Raw genomic sequence first — 20,904 nt, forward strand, 5'->3', positions numbered from 1 at the left:
AGGCCCCGCCGCCCGCCCCGACCGCGTCGGGCGGGCGGCGGGGCCTTTTCGCGGGCCGGCTCCGAGGAGGGGGGCGGCCCGGGGGCCGGTGCCGCTCAGGCGTCCTTCTCCAGGACGTAGGCGCCGTTCCCCTGCGAGGGGCCGAGGAAGAAGTACAGCTCCAGGGTCCGGCGTTCGTCGCGGCGGAGCTCGAAGGTCCAGGAGTAGCGGCCGGGCGTCCGCGTGACGGTGTTGCTGCGGGTCGCGGTGCCGGTGGCGGCGGGCAGGTCCAGGCGCAGGTGCTGGCCGAGGTTGCGGCCGGCGGGCTGGTCGTCGGTGAGGGTCCAGGTGGCCGGCCCGGAGAGTCGCCAGCCCGCGGCGTAGTCGCGTTCCTGGCCGTCGAGGAGGGTGACGGAGGCGGTGCCCCCGGCGTGGAAGACGACCACGGTGCCGTCGACGCAGCGCCAGGTGCCGACGATCTCGGAGAGACGGGCGTCGTAGACGGCGGGGACGGGGCCGGGGCCGGATCGCTGGGGGTTCCAGCCGGTCATGGCGAGCAGGGCGGCGACGAGCACCCCGTACGCGAGGAGATTGCGCAAGGCCGTGTCGATGATCCGCGGCCCGCCGTGCTGCGGGGCCCGTGGCAGAGGCATGGCGCCATTCTGTCAGCCGACTTGAACGCGTTCAATCATCTTTCGCGTCACATCACGGCACGCGCCGCTCCCCGTCAACGAGCGCACCCCGCACGCGGGTTCCCGGAGCGGGGCTAGTCCTTGTCCTAGTCCTTGTCCTTGTCGCGGTCGCGGTCGTTGTCGCCGTCGGTGGCGCCGTCCTCGTCCTTGCGCTCCGCCTCGTCCTTCTTCTCCTGCTCGTCGCGCAGCGACTTGAGGAAGTCCGGGTTGTCGTCGGGGGCGACCCACTGGTTCCTGCGCGACCGGCCGCCACCGCCGCCCACCGCGGAGCGCTTCTTGCCCGCGAAGAGCCAGACCACCGGGCCGACGATCGAGAACAGCAGGATGATGATCACCCAGACCCCCTTGGGGAGGACCTTGACCTCCTCCTCCGGGGTGTTCAGGCAGTCGACGAAGGCATAGATGGTCAGTGCGAGGAGAAGTACGAAGGGCAGAAGGCGCAGCACGGTGTGGGACCGACTCCCGAGCAGTGGCGGCGGGGCCCGCGTCGGGCCCCGGTGACGCTTCCAGGGTAGAGGGTGACGGATACTGGGCCCCATGGCTTACGACGATCTCCGCTCGCTGCTCCGGGCTCTGGAGCGAGAGGGCGACCTCAAGCGCATCAAGGCCGAAGTCGACCCGTACCTGGAGGTCGGGGAGATCGTCGACAGAGTGAACAAGGCGGGGGGTCCCGCCCTGCTCTTCGAGAACGTCAAGGGCTCGGCGATGCCGCTCGCCATGAACGTCTTCGGGACCGACCGCCGCCTCCTGAAGGCCCTCGGTCTGAAGTCGTACGCGGAGATCAGCGAGAAGATCGGCGGGCTGCTCAAGCCCGAACTCCCGCAGGGCTTCATCGGCGTCCGCGAGGCCTTCGGCAAGCTCGGCTCGATGGTGCACGTCCCGCCGAGGAAGGTGAAGGGCGACTCCGCGCCGGTCCAGGAGGTCGTCCTCACCGGGGACGACGTCGACCTCGACCAGCTCCCGGCGCTGTTCACCTGGCCCAAGGACGGCGGGGACTTCTTCAACCTCGGCCTCACGCACACCAAGCACCCCGAGACGGGCGTGCGCAACCTCGGTCTCTACCGCCTCCAGCGGCACGACAAGCGCACCATCGGCATGCACTGGCAGATCCACAAGGACAGCCGCAACCACTACGCCGTCGCCGCGGCGAAGGGCGAGCGACTGCCCGTCGCCATCGCCTTCGGTTGCCCGCCGGCCGTCACCTACGCCTCCACCGCGCCGCTGCCCGGCGACATCGACGAGTACCTCTTCGCCGGGTTCGTCGCGGGCAAGCGGATCGAGATGGTCGACTGCAAGACGGTCCCGCTCCAGGTACCGGCCAACGCCGAGGTCGTCATCGAGGGCTGGCTGGAGCCCGGGGAGATGCTCCCCGAGGGCCCGTTCGGTGACCACACCGGCTTCTACACCCCGCAGGAGCCCTTCCCCGCGCTGAAGATCGACTGCGTGACGATGCGCAAGCGCCCGCTGATCCAGTCGATCGTGGTCGGCCGGCCGCCGACCGAGGACGGACCGCTGGGGCGGGCCACCGAGCGGTTCTTCCTGCCGCTCCTGAAGATCATCGTGCCGGACATCGTGGACTACCACCTGCCGGAGTCGGGCGGCTTCCACAACTGCGCGATCGTCTCGATCGACAAGAAGTACCCGAAGCACGCGCAGAAGGTCATGCACGCCATCTGGGGCGCCCACATGATGTCGCTGACCAAGCTGATCATCGTGGTGGACAAGGACTGCGACGTCCACGACCTGCACGAGGTGTCCTGGCGGGCGCTGGGCAACACGGACTACGCGCGCGACCTGACGGTGGTCGAGGGGCCGGTGGACCATCTGGACCACGCCTCGTACCAGCAGTTCTGGGGCGGCAAGGCGGGCATCGACGCCACGAAGAAACTCCCGGAGGAGGGTTACACGCGCGACGGCGGCTGGCCCGACATGGTGGAGTCCGACCCCGCGACGGCGGCCCTCGTGGACCGCCGCTGGAAGGAGTACGGACTGTGAGTCCCATCGCCGTGGGCGGACCCGCCCTCTTCATCGGAACCGACACGCCCTGCGTCGCGCTGGTGCGACCCGAGATCGACCCGGCGCAGCCGGGCGTCCGGGAGGCGGCCGAGCGCGCCGGAGTGACCCCCGAGGAGTTCGCGGGGCCGTCCGACCTGTGGCAGCTGATCGCCGACCGGACGGACGGCGAGGGCCGCGAGATCGCCCTCAACGAGCTGTCCACCGCCGACGCCGACGCCTTCGCGGGCAGCCTGCTGGCCGCGACCGCCGACCCGGACGCCGAGTTCACGGTCGTGCTGACCGTGGCCGCCCACGACGTGCTGCGCCTCAGCGGACGCCCCGCCGGCGAGGGCTTCGCCTTCCTGGCGTCCGTCGTCCCGCCGCCGTCGGAGGGCACGCCCCCGCTGGAGGTGGAGATCGGCCCCACCGCCCTCGCCGACCTGCGCGTCGAACTCGAACAGTTCCGGAGGTCCCTCGGATGACATCGGCCGCCGAGGGGGTCCTCGAACCCGGGCCCGCGCCCCGGACGAACGGCAAGGTGAAGGCCTTCCTGCGGCTCGTGATGATCGAACACTCGGTCTTCGCGCTGCCGTTCGCCTACATCGCCGCCTTCACCGCGATGTTCCAGCTCGACGGGACCGTGCACTGGGGCACGCTGCTGCTCGTGACCATCTGCATGGTCGGGCTGCGGACCTTCGCGATGGCGGCCAACCGGATCATCGACCGGGAGATCGACTCCCGGAACCCGCGCACCGCCGGGCGCGAACTCGTCACCGGCGCGGTGTCGGTGCGTTCCGCGTGGACCGGCGCCGGGATCGCGCTCGTCGTCTTCCTGGGCTCGGCGGCGCTGCTGAACCCGCTGTGCCTGATGCTGGCGCCGGTCGCCGTCGTGCCGATGGTGGTGTACCCGTACGGGAAGCGGTTCACGGACTTCCCGCACGCCATCCTGGGCCTCGCCCAGGCGATGGGCCCCATCGGGGCCTGGCTCGCCGTCACCGGCGAGTGGTCCTGGGACGCGGTCGTGCTGGGGCTCGCCGTCGGCGTGTGGATCGGCGGCTTCGACCTGATCTTCGGCTGCCAGGACGTGGCGGCCGACCGGGCCGAGGGAGTCCGCTCGGTCCCGGCCCGCTTCGGCATCCCGGCGGCCCTGTGGGGCGCCCGCGGCGCGCACGTGGTGACCACCGGGCTGCTGGCCTGGTACGGCGTGCTGACGGACGCGGGCGTGCTGTTCTGGGCCGGCCTGGTGATCGTGGTCGGCGCGTTCCTCTACGAGCACACCATCGTCAAGCCGCACGACCTGTCCCGCCTGAACCGCGCCTTCTTCACGGTGAACGGGTTCATCGGCATGGCCCTGTTCGTGTGCGCGCTGCTGGACCTGGTCGTGCGGGGCCTGACCTTCTAGAGCGTGAAGTCGGTGCTGGGGGCCGGTCGGCGGAAGTAGAGGGCCGTGACCACGCCGGCCGCGAGGCCGCAGAGGTGGCCCTGCCAGCTGATCCCGTCGTCGAGCGGCAGGATGCCGTAGAAGGCGGTGGCGCCCCAGTAGAGGCCGATCACGACGCCCACCACGATGCCCAGGACCTTGCGCTCGACGAAGCCGCGCACGACGAGGTAGCCGAAGAGGCCGAAGACGAGGCCGGAGGCGCCGGCGGTGATGCTGCCCGGCGCCGAGAGCAGCCAGGTGCCGATGCCGTCGGCCACGATGATGAGGGCGCTGACGGCGAGGAAGCGGCGGATCCCGCCGAGGGCGGCGACGAAGCCGAAGACCAGCAGCGGGACGCTGTTGGCGGCGACGTGGTCGAAGCCGTAGTGCAGGAACGCGGCCAGCGGGGACCGCAGGAGGCTGCCCGGGTCCCAGGCCGCGATCCCGTACGCGTCCAGCGCGTGGCCGGTGGCGTAGTCGACCGCTTCTATCAGCCAGAGCAGGCCCACCCAGCCCAGCATCAGCATGCCGGCGGCCTTGGCCCGCTCCACCCGGCTCCACTCCTCGACCTGGGTGTCCCCCATGGCGGCCCCGTCCTCTCCCGCGTCGCGCGTCCCACCCCTTGAAACGTCGGGTCACCTTACCCAGTGCCCTTCCGGTGTGGCCGGATAGTCTCGGAGGTATGACTGAGCGCAATCGCACCCCGTGGGTGGTCGGGGTTTCCGGGGCGTCCGGGACGCCGTACGCGGCGGCGGTGATCCGCGGGCTGCTGGCAGCGGGGGAGAGCGTGGACCTGGTGGTGAGCAGGGCCTCCCGGCTCACCCTCCTGGACGAGACCGGCATCGCCTTCCGCGACGCGCACTGGCGCGACGACCTGGGCCGGTGGTTGGAGCGCGGGGCGGACGGGAAGCCCGGGACGTTCGCGGCGCCGGAACTGGACGACGTCCGTTACTGGGGCGCGGGCGATCTGGCGGCCGGGCCGAGCTCGGGTTCGTACCGGGTGAAGGGGATGCTGATCGTGCCGGCGTCGACGGCCTGTGTGGCCGGAGTGGCGCTCGGGCTGTCGAAGGACCTGCTCCAGCGGGTCGCGAGCGTGACGCTCAAGGAGCGGCGCCGACTGGTGGTCGCGGTGCGGGAGACCCCGCTCAACGGGCAGACCCTGAAACACCTGGTGGCGCTGGACGAGGCGGGCGCAGTGGTGCTGCCCGCCTCTCCGGCGTTCTACGCGGGTGCGACGCACATCCAGGATCTGGTGGACTTCGTCGCGGGGCGGGTGCTCGACGCGGCGGGTGTGCCGCACGTGCTGTACCGCAGGTGGGAGGGGGAGCTCGGTGGTGGCTCCCGTCCTCCCGAGGGGGCAGGCGGCGGTGACTAGCGCTGCTTGGCGCTGCGCGGCTTGCGGGTCTTGTCCACGCGGTGGGCGGCGGACGGCTGGTCGGTGCGGGATCGGTTGGCCAGCTCCTGGAGCTGTCGCATGTGCGCGTAGGCCATCTCGATCGTGTACACGGTGAACCACTCCTGAAGATCGTCATTGATCTGTTGAAAGATTCGCAGGGTGTTGACCCTGCGTGCCTTTGATTCTATACCTAGACTTGCAGAATCGCCGAATAATGGAAGGCTCCACGTAATGGACACGGTGGACAGGCAGCTCATCCAGGCACTTCGTGAGAACGGTCGTGCCTCGTATGCGGAGCTGGGCCGTCTCGTGGGCCTCTCCGGCCCCAGCGTCACCGACCGCATCAACCGGCTGGAGACGGCCGGCGTCATCACGGGCTACCGCGCGACGGTGGCCGCCGCCGAGCTCGGGCTCGGCGTCACCGCGCTGATCGGGATCTCGCTCTCGGACGCGGCCGACCACGAGGACGTGGCCCGCAGGCTCCGCGACCTCGCGGAGATCGAGGACTGCTGGTTCATCGCGGGCGACGACTCCTTCATGCTGAAGGTCCGCGCCAGCGACGTCGACGGCCTGGAGAAGATCATCCGTAGGCTCTCGGGCACCAAGGGCGTCTCGCGCACCCGCACCACGATCGTGCTCTCCACGAAGTGGGAGAACCGGGTCGGGGAGCTGCCCGAGGAGAGCTGAGAGTACGGTGGGTGGCGGTTGCAGGCAGGTCAGGACAAAGAGGAGACACCGGCATGGACGCTGGGCTCAAGCGTGAGCTGGAGGAGAAGGTCCGCTCCGGCGAGCGGCTGACGCGTGAGGACGGCATCGCCCTCTACGAGTCGGACGACCTGGCCTGGCTCGGTGGCCTCGCGCACGAGGTGCGCACGCGCAAGAACGGTGACGTCGTCCACTTCAACGTCAACCGCCACCTGAACATGACGAACGTGTGCACCGCGTCCTGCGCGTACTGCTCCTTCCAGCGCAAGCCGGGGGAGAAGGACGCGTACACGATGCGCATCGAGGAAGCCGTCCGCCTGGCCAAGGCCATGGAGAACGAGAACCTCACCGAGCTGCACATCGTCAACGGTCTGCACCCGACCCTGCCGTGGCGGTACTACCCGCGTTCGCTGTCCGCCCTCAAGGAGGCACTGCCCAACGTCTCGCTGAAGGCGTTCACGGCGACCGAGATCCACCACTTCGAAACGATCTCCGGGATGTCGGCCTCCGACATCCTGGACGAGCTGATCGAGGCCGGCCTGGAGTCGCTGACCGGTGGCGGCGCGGAGATCTTCGACTGGGAGGTCCGTCAGCACATCGTCGACCACCGCACCCACTGGGAGGACTGGTCGCGCATCCACCGACTGGCCCACTCCAAGGGGCTCAAGACCCCGTCGACGATGCTCTACGGGCACATCGAGGAGCCGCGCCACCGCGTGGACCACGTACTGCGGCTGCGCGAGCTCCAGGACGAGACCGGCGGCTTCCAGGTCTTCATCCCGCTGCGCTACCAGCACGACTTCGTGGACATGCAGGACGGCAAGGTCCGCAACAAGCTCCAGGCGCGCACCTCGATGGCGACCGGCGCGGAGGCGCTGAAGACCTTCGCGGTCTCCCGGCTGCTCTTCGACAACGTCCCGCACGTCAAGGTGTTCTGGGTGATGCACGGCGTGCAGACCGCCCAGCTCGCGCTGCTGCACGGCGCGGACGACATGGACGGCTCGGTCGTCGAGTACAAGATCACGCATGACGCCGACAACTACGGCACCCCGAACAAGCTCGGCCGCGAGGACCTCCTCGACCTCATCCGCGAGGCGGGCTTCCGCCCCGTGGAGCGCAACACGCGCTACGAGATCATCCGCGAGTACCCCGGCCCGGACGCCGACCTGCGCGAGACCCCGCAGGCCATGCGCCTCTGAGCGCCCGCACCCACGACGGAGCCCCGGTCCCCGCGGACCGGGGCCTTTCCGTTCCCCGCCCCGCCGCCCCCCGCCGATGCGGCACCGACCCCCGGCGGGCCGCGGCGGAGCCCCGGCGTGCTTCACTGGACGGGCACGCCATGCCCGCAGTACGACGAGAGAGAAGGGGTCACCGTGTCCCTCAAGACGAGCGCGACGATCCGCTACACCGCGATGCGCCTTGGCATCTTCGTCGGATGCCTGGTCCTCGTCGCCCTGCTGGTCCGCCTGGGCTGGGTGCCCTCCGGCCTCGGTGACGCCAACCCCGCCTGGATCGTGCTGCTCGCGCTCGTGCTGTCGGCCCCGCTCTCGTTCGTCCTCCTGCGCAAGCAGCGCGACGCGATGTCCGTGCAGATCTCCGGACGCGTCGCGGGTGCGAAGGACAAGCTCGCGGCGAACCGCAGCCAGGAGGACGTGGCCGACGACGCCGCCCGCGTCGGCTGACCCGAGCCGCGTTGGCTTCCTCACACACCGAACCGCCCCAGCTACGGGAATACCGCCCGTAACGCTGGGGCTTTCGCGTTTCCCCGGCCGGACGCGGCGGGCGCCGGACCGTTCTGGATCAAAGAATCACTTTGGGCTTCTCAAAGCAGAAGTGTTAGCGTGTTCAACATGTTGACCACAGTTGCGCACCCGATGACCGCGAGCGTCCCGCTCGTGGAGCGCCTGCACGTCGACCTCTGCCGCCGCGTGTCCGCGGCCTGTTGCTGTTGCCGCTGATTCCCTCCGCAGTTGAGCTGAATCGATACAGCAGCAGTCCCGGCCGGCCCGGCCCCTTCCGGCTGCTGCCGCACCGCACCCCTCGCAGAACCTTCCGCCGTACGTCGTGCGTCCCCCCGGAGAGTGTCCGTGTCCGCCACCCCCCAGGCCCAGGCTCCCGCCAAGGCCTCCTTCAAGTTCCCGTTCTGGGCCCAGATCGTCGCCGGTCTCGTGTTCGGCGTGCTGTTCGGCTGGCTCGCCCGCAGCCAGGACATCAGCTGGCTGAAGACCACCCTCGAACAGGTCGGCGACATCTTCATCCAGCTGCTGAAGCTGGCCGTCGCCCCGCTCGTCTTCTTCGCGATCCTGGTGTCCATAACCAACCTGCGGAAGGTGAACAACGCCGCGCGGCTCGCCTCCCGCACGCTGCTCTGGTTCATGATCACGTCGCTGATCGCGGTCGGCATCGGCCTCGCGATAGGCCTGCTGACCGACCCGGGCGCGGGCACCGGCCTCACCCCGGCCGACGGCAAGGAGCCCAAGCGGACCGGTTCCTGGATCGACTTCCTGACCGGCATCGTGCCGAAGGACATCATCACGCCGTTCACCGAGCTGAACGTGCTCCAGATCGTCTTCCTGGCCGCCGTCGCCGGTATCGCCGCCCTCCAGCTCGGCACCAAGGCCCAGCCGGTCCTGAACCTCGCCGAGTCGGTCCTGGAACTCCTCCAGAAGGCCCTGTGGTGGGTCATCCGCCTCGCCCCGATCGGCACCGTCGGCCTCATCGGCACCGCCATCGCGAGCTACGGGTGGGACCTCCTCGGCAAGTACGCCACCTTCACCGCCGACGTCTACATCGGCTCGGCGCTCGTCATGTTCGGCGTCTACCCGCTGCTGCTGTGGGCCGTCGCCAAGGTGAACCCGCTCCACTTCTACAAGGGCGCCTGGCCCGCGATCCAGCTCGCCTTCGTCTCCCGCTCCTCGGTCGGCACCATGCCGGTCACCCAGAAGGTCACCGAGCGCCTCGGCGTCCCGAAGGAGTACGCCTCCTTCGCCGTCCCGTTCGGCGCCACCACGAAGATGGACGGTTGCGCCGCGATCTACCCGGCGCTCGCCGCGATCTTCATCGCGAACATCTTCGACGTGCAGCTGGGCATCAAGGAGTACCTGCTCATCGCGTTCGTCTCGGTGGTCGGCTCGGCCGCCACGGCCGGTCTGACCGGCGCGACCGTGATGCTCACCCTGACCCTGTCCACGCTGGGCCTGCCGCTGGCCGGTGTCGGCCTGCTCATGGCGATCGACCCGATCCTCGACATGATGCGCACCGCCACCAACGTGGCCGGCCAGGCCGTCGTCCCTGTCATCGTCTCCGCCCGTGAGGGGATCCTGGACAAGGAGGCGTACGCCTCCGCCTCCGCCTCCCCGCTGGACGAGAAGGCCGAGCAGGCCGAGACCCCGGCCGAGGACAAGACCGGCGCCCCGGTTCCCGTCACCGCCTGATCCGGACGCGCCCCGAGCGCGCCCGCCCATCGCGGCCCCCGCCCCCGTCCGGGCGGGGGCCGCGGTGTTCGCGCGTCCGGTGCCCTGCGGCTCACACGGTCAGCGCGCGGACGTGGGCGACGGTGGCCAGCAGGAACGGTACGGCGTACCACCAACGGCCCATGGTCCGGTGGAAGACCGGCACGGCGGTGAGCAACAGGCCCGCGAAGCACACCGCGACACAGACACCGGCCATGAACCGCACGTCGTCCCGCAGCGGATCGTGCGCCGACTGCGGGCTCATGGCCAGCGCGACGAAGCAGGCGTACAGCGCCGGTGCGTAGAGCACCACGAGCGGCACGCCGAGGACCCAGCGCAGACAGCCCCGGTCCTCCGGCAGGTCGATGTCCTCCCGCCGGTGGGGCCCCTTGTACGTGCGGGGCGTGGTTCCCGCCCGGGTCACGCGAGGTTCCACAGGCGGATGGTGTTGTCGCTGCTGCCGCTGGCGAGGGTCTTGCCGTCGGGGCTGTGGGCGACCGAGGAGACGGCGCCGGTGTGGCCGGTCAGGGTGGTGCTGGTGCCCTTGGCGAGGTTCCACAGGCGGACGGTGCTGTCGGTGCTGCCCGTGGCGAGGGTCCTGCCGTCGGCGCCGAACGACACGGACGTGACCGAACCGGTGTGGCCGGTGAGCGTGGTGACGATGCTGCGGGAGGCGACCTCCCACACCAGCACGGTGTTGTCGTGCCCGCCGGCGGCGAGGGTCCTGCCGTCACGACTGAAGCCCACCGACCAGACGCCGCCGGTGTTGCCGCTCAGGGTGGTGCTCGTGCGGTCGGCCGTGTTCCACAGGCGGACGGTGTCGTCCCAGCTGCCGCTGGCCAGGGTCCTGCCGTCGGGGGTGAACGCCAGCGACCAGACGCTGTTGGTGTGACCGGTGAGCACGGCGCCGGTGCGGTTGCGGACGTCCCACAGGCGGATCGTGTTGTCCAGGCTGCCGCTGGCGAAGAACGCGCCGTCGGGGCTGAACGCCACCGAGGCCACGGCGTTGGAGTGGGGCGGGAACGGGGACGTCTTGGTCCGGGTCGCGATCTTCCAGACGCGGACGGTCTTCCCGCTGTTGCCGCAGGCCACGGTCCTGCCGTCGGCGTTGAACGCCACCGAGGACACCGCACCGGCGTCGTCGGTGAGGACGGACGGGGCGCCGCGGCTGCCCTTGCCCCCGTCGTCGCCGGTGCCGTCGGTGAGCTTCATGGCGGCGAACGTGCCTCCCGACACGGCGGCGAGCGCGGCGAGGCCACCGAGCACGACGTTGCGCCGGGACGGGCCGGGGGAGGGGGCGTCGGGATCGGGGTCGGGGTCGGTGCCGGCGGCGGTGTCCGTCCGCGCCGGCCGCCCGGTCGGGGTGGGAGGACCGTCGGGGAGGGGCGGTACGGGTGGCGGCGGAGTGCGGGGCGGCGGCGCGGTCCGGGTGGGTGCGGTGTCGACCGGGTCGAGGCCGGTGTCGGTGTCGATGCCGGCGGGGTCGGCGGTGTCGGCGGTGTCCGTGTCGTCATCGCGGCCCGGGGCGCTGCCCGGAGGGGTTCCACCGGTCGGGGCGTCGTCGGTGGGCGGGGGCGTGCCGGGGCCGGTGTGCGCGACGGGCGCCGGCCGGCGCAGCGCGCGCAGGAGCTCGGCGGTGGCTGCCGCGTCCGGCCGCCCGGCCGGATCCTTGGCCAGCAGCGAGGAGACCAGCGTCTCGATGCCGACGGGCACGTCCGCCCGTACCGTACGCAGCCCCGGCGGTACCTCCTCCAGGTGCTGGCGCATCAGCGCCCACGGCTGCTCCGTCGCCGGGAACGGCGAATCGCCCGTCAGCAGCGCGTGCAGGACGCAGCCGAGGGCGTACAGGTCACAGCGCGCGTCGACGTGCTCGCCGCGCCATTGCTCGGGCGCCATGTAGGAGGGGGTGCCGAACGGGCGTCCGGTGAGCGTCAGTCCGCCCGTCGCGTCGGCGGTGCGCGCGATGCCGAAGTCGCAGATCTTCAGGCGGCCGTCGGTCAGCAGGAACAGGTTCGCGGGCTTGAGGTCCCGGTGCACCACCTTCCGGGCGTGCGCGGCGGACAGGGCCTCGGTTGCCTGGAGCGCCAGTTCGAGGGCCTCGGCCACGGGCAGGCCTCCCGGTGAGCGGGCCAGCCGGTGGGCGAGGTCCTCGCCCTCCAGCAACTCCATCACGATGAACAGCCGGTTCTCGTGGTGCCCGATGTCGTGGACGACGGTGATGCCGGGATGTTGGAGCCGTGCCCCGATCGCCGCCTCGCGCCGGAAGCGGCGCAGCAGTTCGTCCGGTGCGTCGAACTCCAGCAGCACCTTCACCGCGACCGGCCGGCCGAGGTCGACGTCGTACGCGCGCCACACCTCGCCGATGCCGCCGTGCCCGAGCCGCGCGTCCAGCCGGTACCTGCCGGAGAAGTGCTCCCCCGCCCGCATGGGGCCCCCTGAGATGTGCCGCCGCCAAGAACAGGGGACATTGTCCAGTACGGGCGCCGGGCGTCGGGTGCGTCCCGCGAACTCCGCCCGGGTGCCCGCGCCGAAGGTGGGCAGGGGCGGGGCGGGTGCGGGGGTGCGGGCTTCCGTCGGACCGGGGTTCCGGTTCCCGCGACGCGGCCCCGGACCCCCGCGGTTCGGGTTCGCCCCCGGGAGGGGCTCGGACCGTGACGCGGGAGGTCGGGACGCGGTCGTGCTCGACCTTTAAGAACCAAGTACCGAGGTGAAACCGACCAACCCCACCCCTCCGGCTCCCCGCTCACTCACACGGGTGAACTACGCCAACCGGGCTGGCTTTTGGTGCGGTTGAGCGGCATATGCTCGGCCCCACAACTCCCAGACATGAGACGGCCCCCGCCGGGACTGGCATCCCGAACGAGGGCCTGACCAAACAGGAAGAAAGCCCTTCCGCATGGTGTCAAAGCACCCTAGCGCGCCCTCGCGCGCCACGTCCCGCGTTCCCGCCGGGACCATCCGATCCGGTGTCGTCCACGTCAACGTGCGGCACGCCCACCACTACACCGTGGTGGGCAACCACCTCGCCCAGCACCCGGCCCTGTCGCTGGTGGCCATCGGCCTCGCCCTGCACATCCAGTCGCTGCCGACCGGCTCCAAGGTCGGCATCAAGGCCCTCGCGGAGCGCTTCCCCGAGGGGGAGGTGCGCATCGCCGGAGCCCTTCGGGAGCTGGAGGCGCACGGCTACCTGGAGCGCAGCCACGTACGTACGCCCGAGGGCCGCCTCCTGACCAGGACCGTGTCCTACAACCACCCCCGGGGCACCGCACCGCCATTGCCTCCGCCCCCGCCTCCGCCACCGCCACGGCCCCCGCACACCGACGGGCCTGAGCTGGATCCGGAGCCCGAGCCGGAGCCGGGGCCGGGGCCCGAGCCGGATCCTGACCCGCCGTCGTGCCGGGGCCCCGAGGCGGCACCGGGCGTCGTACCGCATCCCGCGCCCGCACCGGCGCCGGCCCCCGCACCGGCCCCCGCGTCCGGGATCCCCACCGACCTCCCGACCCGGGAGGCCATGGATCTGCTCGCTCGGCTGCGCTGCGACGATCCCCGGCTGCTGCTCACGGAGGAGCGCGTACGGCAATTGGCGCCCGACGTGGCCGCCTGGCTGGAGCGGGGCGTCGATCCCGAAGCCGTGCGGCACGCCCTGACCGCCGAGCTGCCGGCCGACCTCCGTCACCCGGCCGCGCTGATCGGCTACCGGCTGCGGACGTCCATGCCCCCGCGTCTGCCTCCACCGCCCCCGGTCGCCGCACCCTCGCGGCCCCATCCGCTGCAGAACTGCGACGGCTGCGACCGGGCCTTCCGCGCCCCGGCACCGGGCCGCTGCGCGAACTGCCCGCCCGAAGGCGGGGTCGTTGCCGCCGCCTGAGGAACCCCTTGTCCTCAAGTGCGGTCGAGGTCATACGGTTTCGACGTGGGCCGCACCGCGTGCGGGCTCCGTACCGAGGTACCGGGAAGGGACGCCCCATGACGAACGAACAGATCTCCGACGCCGAACTCGCCGGTCGGCCCGCCGCGTACTGGACCGGGGTCGCCCACGAGGCCTTGACCGCCTACACCCGGGCCCGTCAGGTCGAACACGGTTACACGCACCCGCAGTTCTGGTTGCTGCGCAACCTGTCGGCGAACGACATCTCGCCCGACGGCGCGGGGATGACCCTGCGGCAGCTGAGGGAGGCCATGGCCTCCTACATCCGTGCCGAGGACGATCTGGCGGCGGAGGCCGAGGTGCTCCTGGAGCGAGGCTGGTTGACGAGGGACGCCGACGGGCGGCTGTGGCTCACCGAGGAGGGGGAGGGGGCCCGCGTCGAACTCGGACGCCACGCCCCCGCGATCCGCGCCGCGCTCCACGAGGGCATCGACGACGCGGACACTACGTCACCACGCTGAAGGTGCTCCGGCGACTGATCCACAACGCGGGCGTGACGCCTCCGGCCCCGTGACAGGGTCCCCGGAGGATCGGTGCCGGGCCGCGGGGGCCGTCACCCCGCCGGGTTCCGGTGGTCCGGGCCGGCGTGCGTCGCCAGGAACTCCGCGCGTTCGGGCGTGGAGGGGAGCGGGGCGACGGCCGTCGCGAGGCGGACGGCGAGGTCCGGGAACAGGAGCCAGGCCGTGGCGGGGCGCGTGACGGCGGCGTGCAGGAGGTCGCCCTCGTAGAAGCAGGCGTCCAGCAGCGGATCCTCGACCAGCAGGTCGACCGCCAGCGGCAGGACGTGGGGGAGCGCCACGTCCTGGCTGATCAGGGTGCGCAGGTCCGCGGGCGCGAGGCTGCCCAGGGGGCGCCGGCGCAGGGCGTGGACCTTGGTGGCGAGGCTCGTCGCGTTCGGCGGCGCGGGCGGCCACGGGGGCCCGTCGATCTCGTCGAGGGTGCGGTCCAAGTGGTGGAGCATCATGTCGCCCTTGCGTCTGCCGAGTTGCGGAAGAGTGGAGAAGCCTCCCTGTCTATCAGGCGGGAGCGCCTATCGGCGGGAGTACGAGCCGATGCCGACGAGGCAGTACACGTACTCGTTCAGGACGCTGCCGCCCATCGTGTAGCGGTAGGAGAAGGCGTACTCGGTCTTCGTGTTGGTGTTGCAGCGGTCCATGTCCGAGGTGAACGGGATGCTCTCGATCACCCGGTAGTGCGCGTCGGACGCCGAGCAGGGCACCTCGTCCACGCCCGTGACGCGCTGCGCGGTCGTCGAGTCCGGGAGTTCGCCGTTGAGGCAGGTGCCCCGGTCGAAGGGGGTGGGAGCCGCCTCCGTGCTGGGGAGGACGGGGTAGGCCGCCGAGGGGGTCGGGTCGGGCGCGGGTGCGGTGCTGCGCGAAGGCGTCGACTCGGTCGCCATGTAGGTGGGGGCGGGGACGGCGGGCGGGGAGTACTGGCCCGGGGCGGGTGAATACGAGGTGCTCGCGGAGGCCGAGGGCCTGTTGTCGGAGCCGGCGGTGTTGTGGGAGTCGTCGCCCCCGTCGACCACCAGGAAGAAGGCGACGACGATGGCCGCGGCCGTACCGAGGGCCACCAGGCAACCGGCGCGGCTGAGTCCGGCGGGCGAACCGGGCGCGCCGGGAGAACCGGGCGCGGCGGAGGCCATCGGGGTCGTGGTCGTCGCGCCGACGGTGGTGCCGGTCACGAGGATCCGCAGCAGCACCTCCTTGCCGGCGACCTGTGCCCGGATGAGGTCGCCGTTGCGGGTGGGCGGGATGCGCAGGTTGACGGGGCCGCCCGCGAGGTTGACGCCGATGACCGTCCCCGCCGCGGCCTGGTCGGCGGTGAGCGTGAGCTGGATTTCCTGTGACGACACCGGAGTCCCCTTCCGATCGCGGGCCCGAAGCCGTCGGACGGACCTCCCCGATTCTGCCCGCTGCGCGTCGGCGGACGCACGCGTTCTGCCATACCCAGTAAGGCAGTTGGCGTCCTGAGCGGTCAAAGGGATTGCGGATGGGGCCTGTTCGGGACAGGACTGTTCCATTGAGCTTATGGTGCTAGTACCATTGGCATCATGTTGCTGAGGTTGAACACCACGGACGGCCGCCCCCTGCACGAGCAGGTCGCGGGTGCCATTCGTCGTGCCATCGCCGAGGGCGAATGCGCCCCCGGGGACCGGATCCCGCCCGCCCGCGACCTCTCGCAGGCGCTCGGTGTGAACGCGAACACCGTGTTGCGCGGGTTGCGCGCCCTGCGGGACGAGGGGCTGTTGGAGTTCCGGCGCGGCCGCGGGGTGACGGTGGCCGGCGGGGCCGACCGGCGCTCGACGCTGCTGGACCGGGTGCGCGAACTCGTCGAAGAAGGAGCCCGCTTGGGCTACAGCAAGGCCGATCTCATAGAGATGATCAAGGAGGTGCCGTAATGGACCGTACGGTCGGAGCGACCGGTGCGCGCACGTGGGGCGTCGGTGTCTGGGTCGCGGGAATCATGGTGTTGCTCGTGGCGCTGCCGCTCGCGGCGGCCCGACGATTGCCGGACCGGGTCGCCACGCACTGGGGCGGCGGCGACGGAGGGGGACCCGACGGCTCCATGCCGCTGTGGGCGGCCGCGCTCGTTCCCGCGCTGGTCTGGGCCCTGCTCGTGCTCGGCGTCCTGCTCGCGCGGCGCCTGGGCGGCCCGTCCGCGACCGAGGGGTGGGCGGCGGCGGCCCTGCTGTCCGGTGGGGTGTTCCTGGCGGGAGGGCAGGCCGCGGTGGTCCGCGCCAACCTGGACCGGGAGGACTGGCGACAGGCCGGCTCCGTGACGGGTCAGGTCGTCGCCGTCGTGGCCGTGGGGGCGGCGGCCGCCCTGGTCGGGGTGCTCGCCCGCCGGCGCCGTCGGGCGGGCGAGGGGGTCGTGCCCGGCCCCGTCATGGAGATCCCCGAGGGGCGCAGGCTCGTCTGGTTCTCGCGGGCATCCAACGCCTGGCTCCAGCTCACGGCGGCGCTCTGCGGGGTGCTCGCCGTCGCGGGGGCGCTCGCCGGTCTGGGCGGTCTCGTCGGCGCGCAGTGGCTGACGGTGGTCCCCTTCGCGGTGGCCTCCGTCCTCGTCCTCACCTTCTCCTCGGTCCGGGCGCGGGTCGGCGTCCAGGGCCTGGCCGTCGCCTTCGGGCCGCTCGGGTGGCCCGTGCGGCGTTGGGCCGCCGGGGACATCGAGTCCGCCCGCGTCGAGGAGCGCGGGCCCGCCCGTGCCGGCGGCTGGGGCTACCGGATCAACGGACTCGGCACGACCGTGATGCTGCGCGGCGGCGAGTGCCTGGTGATCCGCGCCGGAGGTCGGGACTTCGCCGTGAGCGTGGACGACGCCGAACGCGGCGCCGCCCTGCTGAACTCCCTGAAGGCGGCGGGGGGTCGGCCCGGTCACTGACCTCGGGCGGCGGTGCCGGGGTGCGTCGCACGGGTCCCCGTACGGAGAAAGGCCCGGTCCGGGGGGTGGTCGGACCGGGTTACCCGTGCGTAAATTACCGGCGGTAACTCCGATCGACCCGAGGAGAGCGCGCCGTGGATGCCGAGCCGAAACTGGTGGAGCCCGTCAAGACGACCATCGCCGGAGTGGTGCGGGAGGTCTCCGTCCCCCCGCTCGCGGGGATGCCGCAGAGAGGCTCGCTCGGCGACCTGCCGTTCGACAACGCCCGCGAGGCCCCGAACGAGGCCGTCCTCGCCCGGAAGGCCCCCGACGGCACCTGGCACGACGTCACCGCCGCCCGCTTCGCGGCCGAGGTCCTCGCCGTCGCCAAGGGACTCATCGCCGAAGGGCTGAGAGCGGGCGACCGGCTGGCCGTCATGGCCCGCACCACCTACGAGTGGACCCTGCTGGACTTCGCCGGCTGGGCCGCCGGCCTGGTCACCGTACCGATCTACCCGACCTCCTCCGCCTCGCAGGCGCGGTGGATCCTCCACGACTCCGGCGCCGTCGCCTGCGCCGTCGAGGACACCGCCCAGGCCCGCATCATCAGCGCCGAACGCGGCAACCTGCCCGGACTGGCCCACCTGTGGGAGTTCGACACGGGCGCGATCGCCCGCCTCGTCAAGGCCGGGGAACACCTGCCCGACGCGCTCGTCCACGCGCGCAGGGAGGCCCGTACGCCGGACACCGTCGCCACCCTCGTCTACACCTCCGGCACCACCGGCCGGCCCAAGGGCTGCGTCCTGACCCACGCCAACTTCTTCGCCGAGGTCGACAACGCGGTGGGGCTGCTGCACCCGGTCTTCAAATCGGTCACCAGCGAACCGGCCTCCACCCTGCTGTTCCTGCCGCTCAGCCACGTCTTCGGACGGATGGTCGCCGTCGGCTGCATGCGGGCCCGGGTCAAGCTCGGCCACGCGCCGAGCATCCGCACCGATGAACTGCTCGCGGACCTGGCGGGCTTCCGGCCGACGTTCCTGCTCGCCATCCCCTACGTCCTGGAGAAGGTCTACAACACCGCCCGCGCCACCGCAGAGCGGATGGGCCGCGCCGCCTCCTTCGACCGGGCCGCCAGGATCGCGCAGAGCTTCGGCGAAACCGTCGAGGGCAAACGCCCCGGCATGGGGCTCCGCGCCGCCCACGCCCTCTACGACCCGCTCGTCTACCGGCGCATCCGGGCCGCCCTCGGCGGGCGCGTGCGCTACGTCCTCAGCGGCGGCTCCCCGCTCGGCCGGCGGCTCGCCGCCTTCTACACCGGCGCCGGCGTCGAGGTCTTCGAGGGCTACGGACTGACCGAGACCACGGCCGCCTCCACCATCACCCCGCCGCTGCGCCCCCGCCTCGGCACCGTCGGCTGGCCGCTGCCCGGCACCTCCGTACGGATCGCCGACGACGGGGAGGTGCTGCTGCGCGGCGCCCACGTCTTCGCCGGCTACTGGAACGTCGCCGCCCAACCGGCGGGCGGTTGGCTCGCCACCGGGGACATCGGCGAACTGGACGCGGACGGGTACCTCACCATCACGGGACGCAAGAAGGACCTGATCATCACCTCCGGCGGGAAGAACGTCGCCCCGGCGCCCCTGGAGGACTGGCTGCGCGCCCACCCGCTCGTCGGCCAGTGCATGGTGATCGGCGACAACCGGCCCTACGTCACCGCCGTCATCACGCTGGAGCCCGACGGGCTGGCGCACTGGCGGCAGATGCACAAGAAGCAGGGCGTGCCGATCCGCGAGCTGGTCACCGACGAGGACCTCCTCGCCGACCTCCAGCGGGCGGTGGACGAGGCGAACCAGACGGTCTCGCGCGCCGAGTCGATCCGGCGCTTCGCCGTCCTGACGGGGGACTTCACCGAGGAACGCGGACACCTGACGCCCTCGCTCAAACTCCGGCGCGGTGCCGTCGCCCGGGACTACGCCGCCGAGATCGACGCCCTGTACCGGGGGGCGCGGGAGCGGTGAGGGCCGCTCCGGTCCGCGCCGCCGGTCATATGATCACGGCGACCGGCGCGCGGGGACCGACCGCGCGCCCCAGCTTCGGGGGAAGCCGTGCCCGTGAACCGCTCCGTGACCCTGCCCGGAAACGTGGCCGCGCTGATGGCCGTCGCCCTCGCCGCGGCCTCGGCCGGTTGCACCGCGACCGAGCCGGAGCCGAAGTCCACCGCGGACGCCGCACCGACCCCGCCCCCGGTCGTCACCCGGACCCCGGCCCCGTCGACGCCCCCGGCGCCCCCGGAGGGCACCGGCGAGTTCGGGCCGGTCGTCGCCCGTGACGGCGACGTCAGCGCCCACGCCGCCGTGCGGGAGGCCGGCGGCGTGCTGCGGGTGCCCGTCTCCGTCACGAACGGCGGCACCGTGCGGGCCTTCTACGAGGTCACCGTGCGCGTGACCGGCCCCGACGGCTACGAGGCCACGGGCAGCTTCGCCACCGACACCGTCGGCGTGTACCCGGGCGCGTCCTGGCCCACCGAGGTCAAGGTCTCGATGCCCGGCCGGGACGCGCCCGCCGAACCGAAGGTGGAGATCGCCCGGGCCGAGGTCGACAGGCACTAGGACCGGGGCCGTGGACGCCCCCGCGCCCCGACGGGAACACCCGTCGGGGCGCGGGGAACCTGACGACCGGCCCTAGCAGTTGCTGCGGGCCGGGCGGTCCGCGAAGCGGTCCGCGAGCCAGTTGCCGGCCGCCGCGGAGTGCGTGATCACACCGCTGACGTGTTCGCCCAACCAGATCGTGTCGAAGTCGACGTTCGCGCCCCGCGCGCACCACTCCGAGCGCAGCCGGCTGCCGACCCCGTACGGGATCAACTCGTCGCCGAGCGCGTGGTACTGGTGAACCGGAGCGGCCGGGGCGGTGCCGCCGAGCCGGCTCCCGCCGAGCCGGGCCCGCCAGTCCGGCTGCTCCAACGGGTTGCGGGTGGTCAGGTCGGAGATCCGCTTGAACGAGCCGGCGATCGCGTCGACGGCGACGCAGTGCTCCTTCATCCCGGCCACCAGCGCCTTGCCCGCCGGGTTCAGATAGGAGTCCAGCCGCAGTTCGGGGAAGGCCGCGTCCTGCCCGGCGGCCGCCATGAAGATCAACCCGGAGCCGTAGGAACCGTCGTTGAACTCGGCGACCTTCATCAGGTCGGCGGGGACGCCGCCCGTCGCGGTGCCCTTCACCTTCAGCTCGGGGGCGTACGAACCCTGCAGCTCGGCGGCCCAACCGGCGGCCTGACCACCCTGCGAGTAGCCCATGATGCCGACCGGGGTGTCCGGGCCGAGCCCGGCCGCGGGCAGGCGGACGGCGGCGCGCGCGGCGTCGAGGACGGCGTGGCCCGCAGACGGACCGACGGTGTAGGTGTGCACGCCCGGGGTGCCGAGGCCCTCGTAGTCGGTGACGACCACGGCCCAACCGCGCAGCGTCAGCTGCTGGATGAGGTTGGCCTCCATGGACGTGCCGTACGGCAGGTTGTTGCTCGGGGCGCAGGAGTCACCCATGCCGACCGTGCCGACCGCATAGGTGACCAGCGGGCGCGGCCCGGCGCGGCCGTCCTGCGGGACGATGACGGTGCCGGAGACGACGTTGGGGGCGCCGTCGGCCGTGGTCGAGCGGTAGTGCACCTTCCACGCCCTGGTGTTCGTGCGCCGGCCCGGCAACGGGTGGAAGGCGGAGGGCGCACTGGAGACGAGGTCGCCGGGGGCGCCGGCCGAGGTGGCGGGGGCGTCGGCGGTCGCGGGGGCGTCGGCGGTGGCGGCGGCGGGGATCCAGGCGGACATGGCCATGGCGGCCACGACGGCGAGGGCGGTCCTGCGGAATCGCATGGGGCGGCTCTCCCAACGGTCCGTACGGGGTGGGTGAGGAGAAGGTAGTGACCGACCGGTCAGGATGTGGCTGACCGCGCAGCTCACCTTTCCTGGCCCGGGATCCCACCCTCACCC

The 20,904-nt window shown here is 72.0% G+C and carries 22 protein-coding genes and 1 pseudogene; 14 read left to right on the forward strand and 9 right to left on the reverse strand.

Going from position 1 to position 20,904, the window contains the following annotated elements:
- Positions 1-95 precede the first annotated feature (95 nt).
- Both ACFVS6_RS38020 and ACFVS6_RS38025 read right to left on the reverse strand, forming a co-directional pair.
- Positions 96-632 (reverse strand): hypothetical protein, encoded by a 537-nt coding sequence (locus tag ACFVS6_RS38020; protein WP_389711101.1) that lies wholly within the window; start codon positions 630-632, stop codon positions 96-98.
- Between the two features lie 125 nt (positions 633-757).
- A complete protein-coding gene (locus ACFVS6_RS38025; protein WP_389711102.1) occupies positions 758-1,117 on the reverse strand; it encodes a PLD nuclease N-terminal domain-containing protein in 360 nt (119 codons plus the stop codon).
- A gap of 91 nt (positions 1,118-1,208) precedes the next feature.
- Here ACFVS6_RS38025 and ACFVS6_RS38030 point away from each other — a divergent pair, with 91 nt between their 5' ends.
- The 3 genes from ACFVS6_RS38030 to mqnP are packed head-to-tail and all read left to right on the forward strand — an operon-like array spanning position 1,209 to position 4,068.
- Positions 1,209-2,666 (forward strand): menaquinone biosynthesis decarboxylase, encoded by a 1,458-nt coding sequence (locus ACFVS6_RS38030; RefSeq protein WP_389711103.1) that lies wholly within the window; start codon positions 1,209-1,211, stop codon positions 2,664-2,666.
- The gene (locus tag ACFVS6_RS38035; RefSeq protein WP_389711104.1) at positions 2,663-3,148 is read left to right on the forward strand and encodes a hypothetical protein; all 486 of its coding nucleotides are present in this window, start codon (positions 2,663-2,665) and stop codon (positions 3,146-3,148) included. The genes ACFVS6_RS38030 and ACFVS6_RS38035 overlap by 4 nt, the downstream gene beginning before the upstream one ends.
- Positions 3,145-4,068: a menaquinone biosynthesis prenyltransferase MqnP gene (gene mqnP, locus ACFVS6_RS38040; protein WP_389711105.1), complete on the forward strand. Its 924-nt coding sequence runs from the start codon at positions 3,145-3,147 to the stop codon at positions 4,066-4,068. The genes ACFVS6_RS38035 and mqnP overlap by 4 nt, the downstream gene beginning before the upstream one ends.
- Here the strand turns inward: mqnP and ACFVS6_RS38045 are convergent.
- A complete protein-coding gene (locus ACFVS6_RS38045; RefSeq protein WP_389711106.1) occupies positions 4,065-4,670 on the reverse strand; it encodes a rhomboid family intramembrane serine protease in 606 nt (201 codons plus the stop codon). The two genes, mqnP and ACFVS6_RS38045, sit on opposite strands and share 4 nt — an antisense overlap.
- A 98-nt stretch (positions 4,671-4,768) precedes the next feature.
- Here ACFVS6_RS38045 and ACFVS6_RS38050 point away from each other — a divergent pair, with 98 nt between their 5' ends.
- Positions 4,769-5,461 (forward strand): UbiX family flavin prenyltransferase, encoded by a 693-nt coding sequence (locus tag ACFVS6_RS38050; protein WP_389711107.1) that lies wholly within the window; start codon positions 4,769-4,771, stop codon positions 5,459-5,461.
- On the opposite strand, the gene ACFVS6_RS38055 is transcribed toward ACFVS6_RS38050, so the two are convergent.
- Positions 5,458-5,592: a hypothetical protein gene (locus tag ACFVS6_RS38055; protein WP_389711108.1), complete on the reverse strand. Its 135-nt coding sequence runs from the start codon at positions 5,590-5,592 to the stop codon at positions 5,458-5,460. The genes ACFVS6_RS38050 and ACFVS6_RS38055 overlap by 4 nt on opposite strands.
- A gap of 121 nt (positions 5,593-5,713) precedes the next feature.
- Here ACFVS6_RS38055 and ACFVS6_RS38060 point away from each other — a divergent pair, with 121 nt between their 5' ends.
- The 4 genes from ACFVS6_RS38060 (at position 5,714) to ACFVS6_RS38075 (ending at position 9,621) form a co-directional block, all read left to right on the forward strand.
- Complete coding sequence (locus ACFVS6_RS38060) at positions 5,714-6,169, forward strand: Lrp/AsnC family transcriptional regulator (protein WP_281206151.1); 456 nt, start codon at positions 5,714-5,716, stop codon at positions 6,167-6,169.
- A gap of 53 nt (positions 6,170-6,222) precedes the next feature.
- Positions 6,223-7,386, forward strand: coding sequence for an aminofutalosine synthase MqnE (gene mqnE, locus ACFVS6_RS38065; protein ID WP_389711109.1), 1,164 nt, complete (start codon positions 6,223-6,225; stop codon positions 7,384-7,386).
- A 213-nt stretch (positions 7,387-7,599) separates the two neighbouring features.
- On the forward strand, positions 7,600-7,869 hold the full coding sequence (locus tag ACFVS6_RS38070; RefSeq protein WP_383996220.1) for a DUF4229 domain-containing protein: 270 nt from the start codon (positions 7,600-7,602) through the stop codon (positions 7,867-7,869).
- Between the two features lie 399 nt (positions 7,870-8,268).
- Entirely contained in the window at positions 8,269-9,621 is a 1,353-nt protein-coding gene (locus tag ACFVS6_RS38075) for a dicarboxylate/amino acid:cation symporter (RefSeq protein ID WP_389711110.1), read from the forward strand.
- Positions 9,622-9,712: 91 nt separating this feature from the next.
- Here ACFVS6_RS38075 and ACFVS6_RS38080 read toward each other — a convergent pair whose 3' ends face one another.
- On the reverse strand, positions 9,713-10,075 hold the full coding sequence (locus ACFVS6_RS38080; protein ID WP_389711111.1) for a hypothetical protein: 363 nt from the start codon (positions 10,073-10,075) through the stop codon (positions 9,713-9,715).
- Positions 10,060-12,066, reverse strand: a complete 2,007-nt coding sequence (locus tag ACFVS6_RS38085) for a WD40 repeat domain-containing serine/threonine protein kinase (RefSeq protein WP_389711112.1) — start codon at positions 12,064-12,066, stop codon at positions 10,060-10,062. The genes ACFVS6_RS38080 and ACFVS6_RS38085 overlap by 16 nt, the downstream gene beginning before the upstream one ends.
- A gap of 469 nt (positions 12,067-12,535) precedes the next feature.
- Here ACFVS6_RS38085 and ACFVS6_RS38090 point away from each other — a divergent pair, with 469 nt between their 5' ends.
- Positions 12,536-13,507: a helix-turn-helix domain-containing protein gene (locus ACFVS6_RS38090; protein ID WP_389711113.1), complete on the forward strand. Its 972-nt coding sequence runs from the start codon at positions 12,536-12,538 to the stop codon at positions 13,505-13,507.
- Positions 13,508-13,605: 98 nt separating this feature from the next.
- Positions 13,606-14,081: pseudogene (locus ACFVS6_RS38095) on the forward strand (MarR family transcriptional regulator).
- 39 nt (positions 14,082-14,120) lie between these two features.
- On the opposite strand, the gene ACFVS6_RS38100 reads toward ACFVS6_RS38095, so the two are convergent.
- Positions 14,121-14,516, reverse strand: coding sequence for a contact-dependent growth inhibition system immunity protein (locus ACFVS6_RS38100; RefSeq protein ID WP_389711114.1), 396 nt, complete (start codon positions 14,514-14,516; stop codon positions 14,121-14,123).
- Positions 14,517-14,597: 81 nt separating this feature from the next.
- Complete coding sequence (locus ACFVS6_RS38105; RefSeq protein WP_389711115.1) at positions 14,598-15,422, reverse strand: hypothetical protein; 825 nt, start codon at positions 15,420-15,422, stop codon at positions 14,598-14,600.
- Positions 15,423-15,620: 198 nt separating this feature from the next.
- On the opposite strand from ACFVS6_RS38105, the gene ACFVS6_RS38110 reads away from it, so the two are divergent.
- The 4 genes from ACFVS6_RS38110 to ACFVS6_RS38125 all read left to right on the forward strand — a co-directional run bounded on the left by ACFVS6_RS38110 (position 15,621) and on the right by ACFVS6_RS38125 (position 19,539).
- Positions 15,621-15,968, forward strand: a complete 348-nt coding sequence (locus tag ACFVS6_RS38110) for a GntR family transcriptional regulator (RefSeq protein ID WP_389711116.1) — start codon at positions 15,621-15,623, stop codon at positions 15,966-15,968.
- The gene (locus ACFVS6_RS38115) at positions 15,968-16,951 is read left to right on the forward strand and encodes a DUF1648 domain-containing protein (protein WP_389711117.1); all 984 of its coding nucleotides are present in this window, start codon (positions 15,968-15,970) and stop codon (positions 16,949-16,951) included. The genes ACFVS6_RS38110 and ACFVS6_RS38115 overlap by 1 nt, the downstream gene beginning before the upstream one ends.
- Before the next feature lie 134 nt (positions 16,952-17,085).
- On the forward strand, positions 17,086-18,948 hold the full coding sequence (locus ACFVS6_RS38120) for an AMP-dependent synthetase/ligase (RefSeq protein WP_389711118.1): 1,863 nt from the start codon (positions 17,086-17,088) through the stop codon (positions 18,946-18,948).
- Between the two features lie 93 nt (positions 18,949-19,041).
- Positions 19,042-19,539, forward strand: a complete 498-nt coding sequence (locus tag ACFVS6_RS38125; protein WP_389711119.1) for a hypothetical protein — start codon at positions 19,042-19,044, stop codon at positions 19,537-19,539.
- Positions 19,540-19,611: 72 nt separating this feature from the next.
- On the opposite strand, the gene ACFVS6_RS38130 is transcribed toward ACFVS6_RS38125, so the two are convergent.
- Positions 19,612-20,787 carry a lipase family protein gene (locus ACFVS6_RS38130; protein ID WP_389711120.1) on the reverse strand — a complete coding sequence of 392 codons (1,176 nt, stop codon included), beginning with the start codon at positions 20,785-20,787 and terminating at the stop codon, positions 19,612-19,614.
- Positions 20,788-20,904: the final 117 nt, after the last annotated feature.

Source organism: Streptomyces sp. NPDC057939 (genome assembly GCF_042887545.1).
Taxonomy (GTDB): Bacteria; Actinomycetota; Actinomycetes; order Streptomycetales; family Streptomycetaceae; genus Streptomyces.

What these genes read in the sequence shown, in the direction of transcription:
- ACFVS6_RS38085 (WP_389711112.1), bottom strand. Translation starts at nt 12,066, where the DNA reads ATGCGGGCGGGGGAGCACTTCTCCGGCAGGTACCGGCTGGACGCGCGG.
- mqnE (WP_389711109.1), top strand. Translation starts at nt 6,223, where the DNA reads ATGGACGCTGGGCTCAAGCGTGAGCTGGAGGAGAAGGTCCGCTCCGGC.
- ACFVS6_RS38110 (WP_389711116.1), top strand. Translation starts at nt 15,621, where the DNA reads ATGTTGCTGAGGTTGAACACCACGGACGGCCGCCCCCTGCACGAGCAG.
- mqnP (WP_389711105.1), top strand. Translation starts at nt 3,145, where the DNA reads ATGACATCGGCCGCCGAGGGGGTCCTCGAACCCGGGCCCGCGCCCCGG.
- ACFVS6_RS38115 (WP_389711117.1), top strand. Translation starts at nt 15,968, where the DNA reads ATGGACCGTACGGTCGGAGCGACCGGTGCGCGCACGTGGGGCGTCGGT.
- ACFVS6_RS38060 (WP_281206151.1), top strand. Translation starts at nt 5,714, where the DNA reads ATGGACACGGTGGACAGGCAGCTCATCCAGGCACTTCGTGAGAACGGT.
- ACFVS6_RS38030 (WP_389711103.1), top strand. Translation starts at nt 1,209, where the DNA reads ATGGCTTACGACGATCTCCGCTCGCTGCTCCGGGCTCTGGAGCGAGAG.
- ACFVS6_RS38050 (WP_389711107.1), top strand. Translation starts at nt 4,769, where the DNA reads ATGACTGAGCGCAATCGCACCCCGTGGGTGGTCGGGGTTTCCGGGGCG.
- ACFVS6_RS38020 (WP_389711101.1), bottom strand. Translation starts at nt 632, where the DNA reads ATGCCTCTGCCACGGGCCCCGCAGCACGGCGGGCCGCGGATCATCGAC.
- ACFVS6_RS38070 (WP_383996220.1), top strand. Translation starts at nt 7,600, where the DNA reads ATGCGCCTTGGCATCTTCGTCGGATGCCTGGTCCTCGTCGCCCTGCTG.
- ACFVS6_RS38090 (WP_389711113.1), top strand. Translation starts at nt 12,536, where the DNA reads ATGGTGTCAAAGCACCCTAGCGCGCCCTCGCGCGCCACGTCCCGCGTT.
- ACFVS6_RS38130 (WP_389711120.1), bottom strand. Translation starts at nt 20,787, where the DNA reads ATGCGATTCCGCAGGACCGCCCTCGCCGTCGTGGCCGCCATGGCCATG.
- ACFVS6_RS38045 (WP_389711106.1), bottom strand. Translation starts at nt 4,670, where the DNA reads ATGGGGGACACCCAGGTCGAGGAGTGGAGCCGGGTGGAGCGGGCCAAG.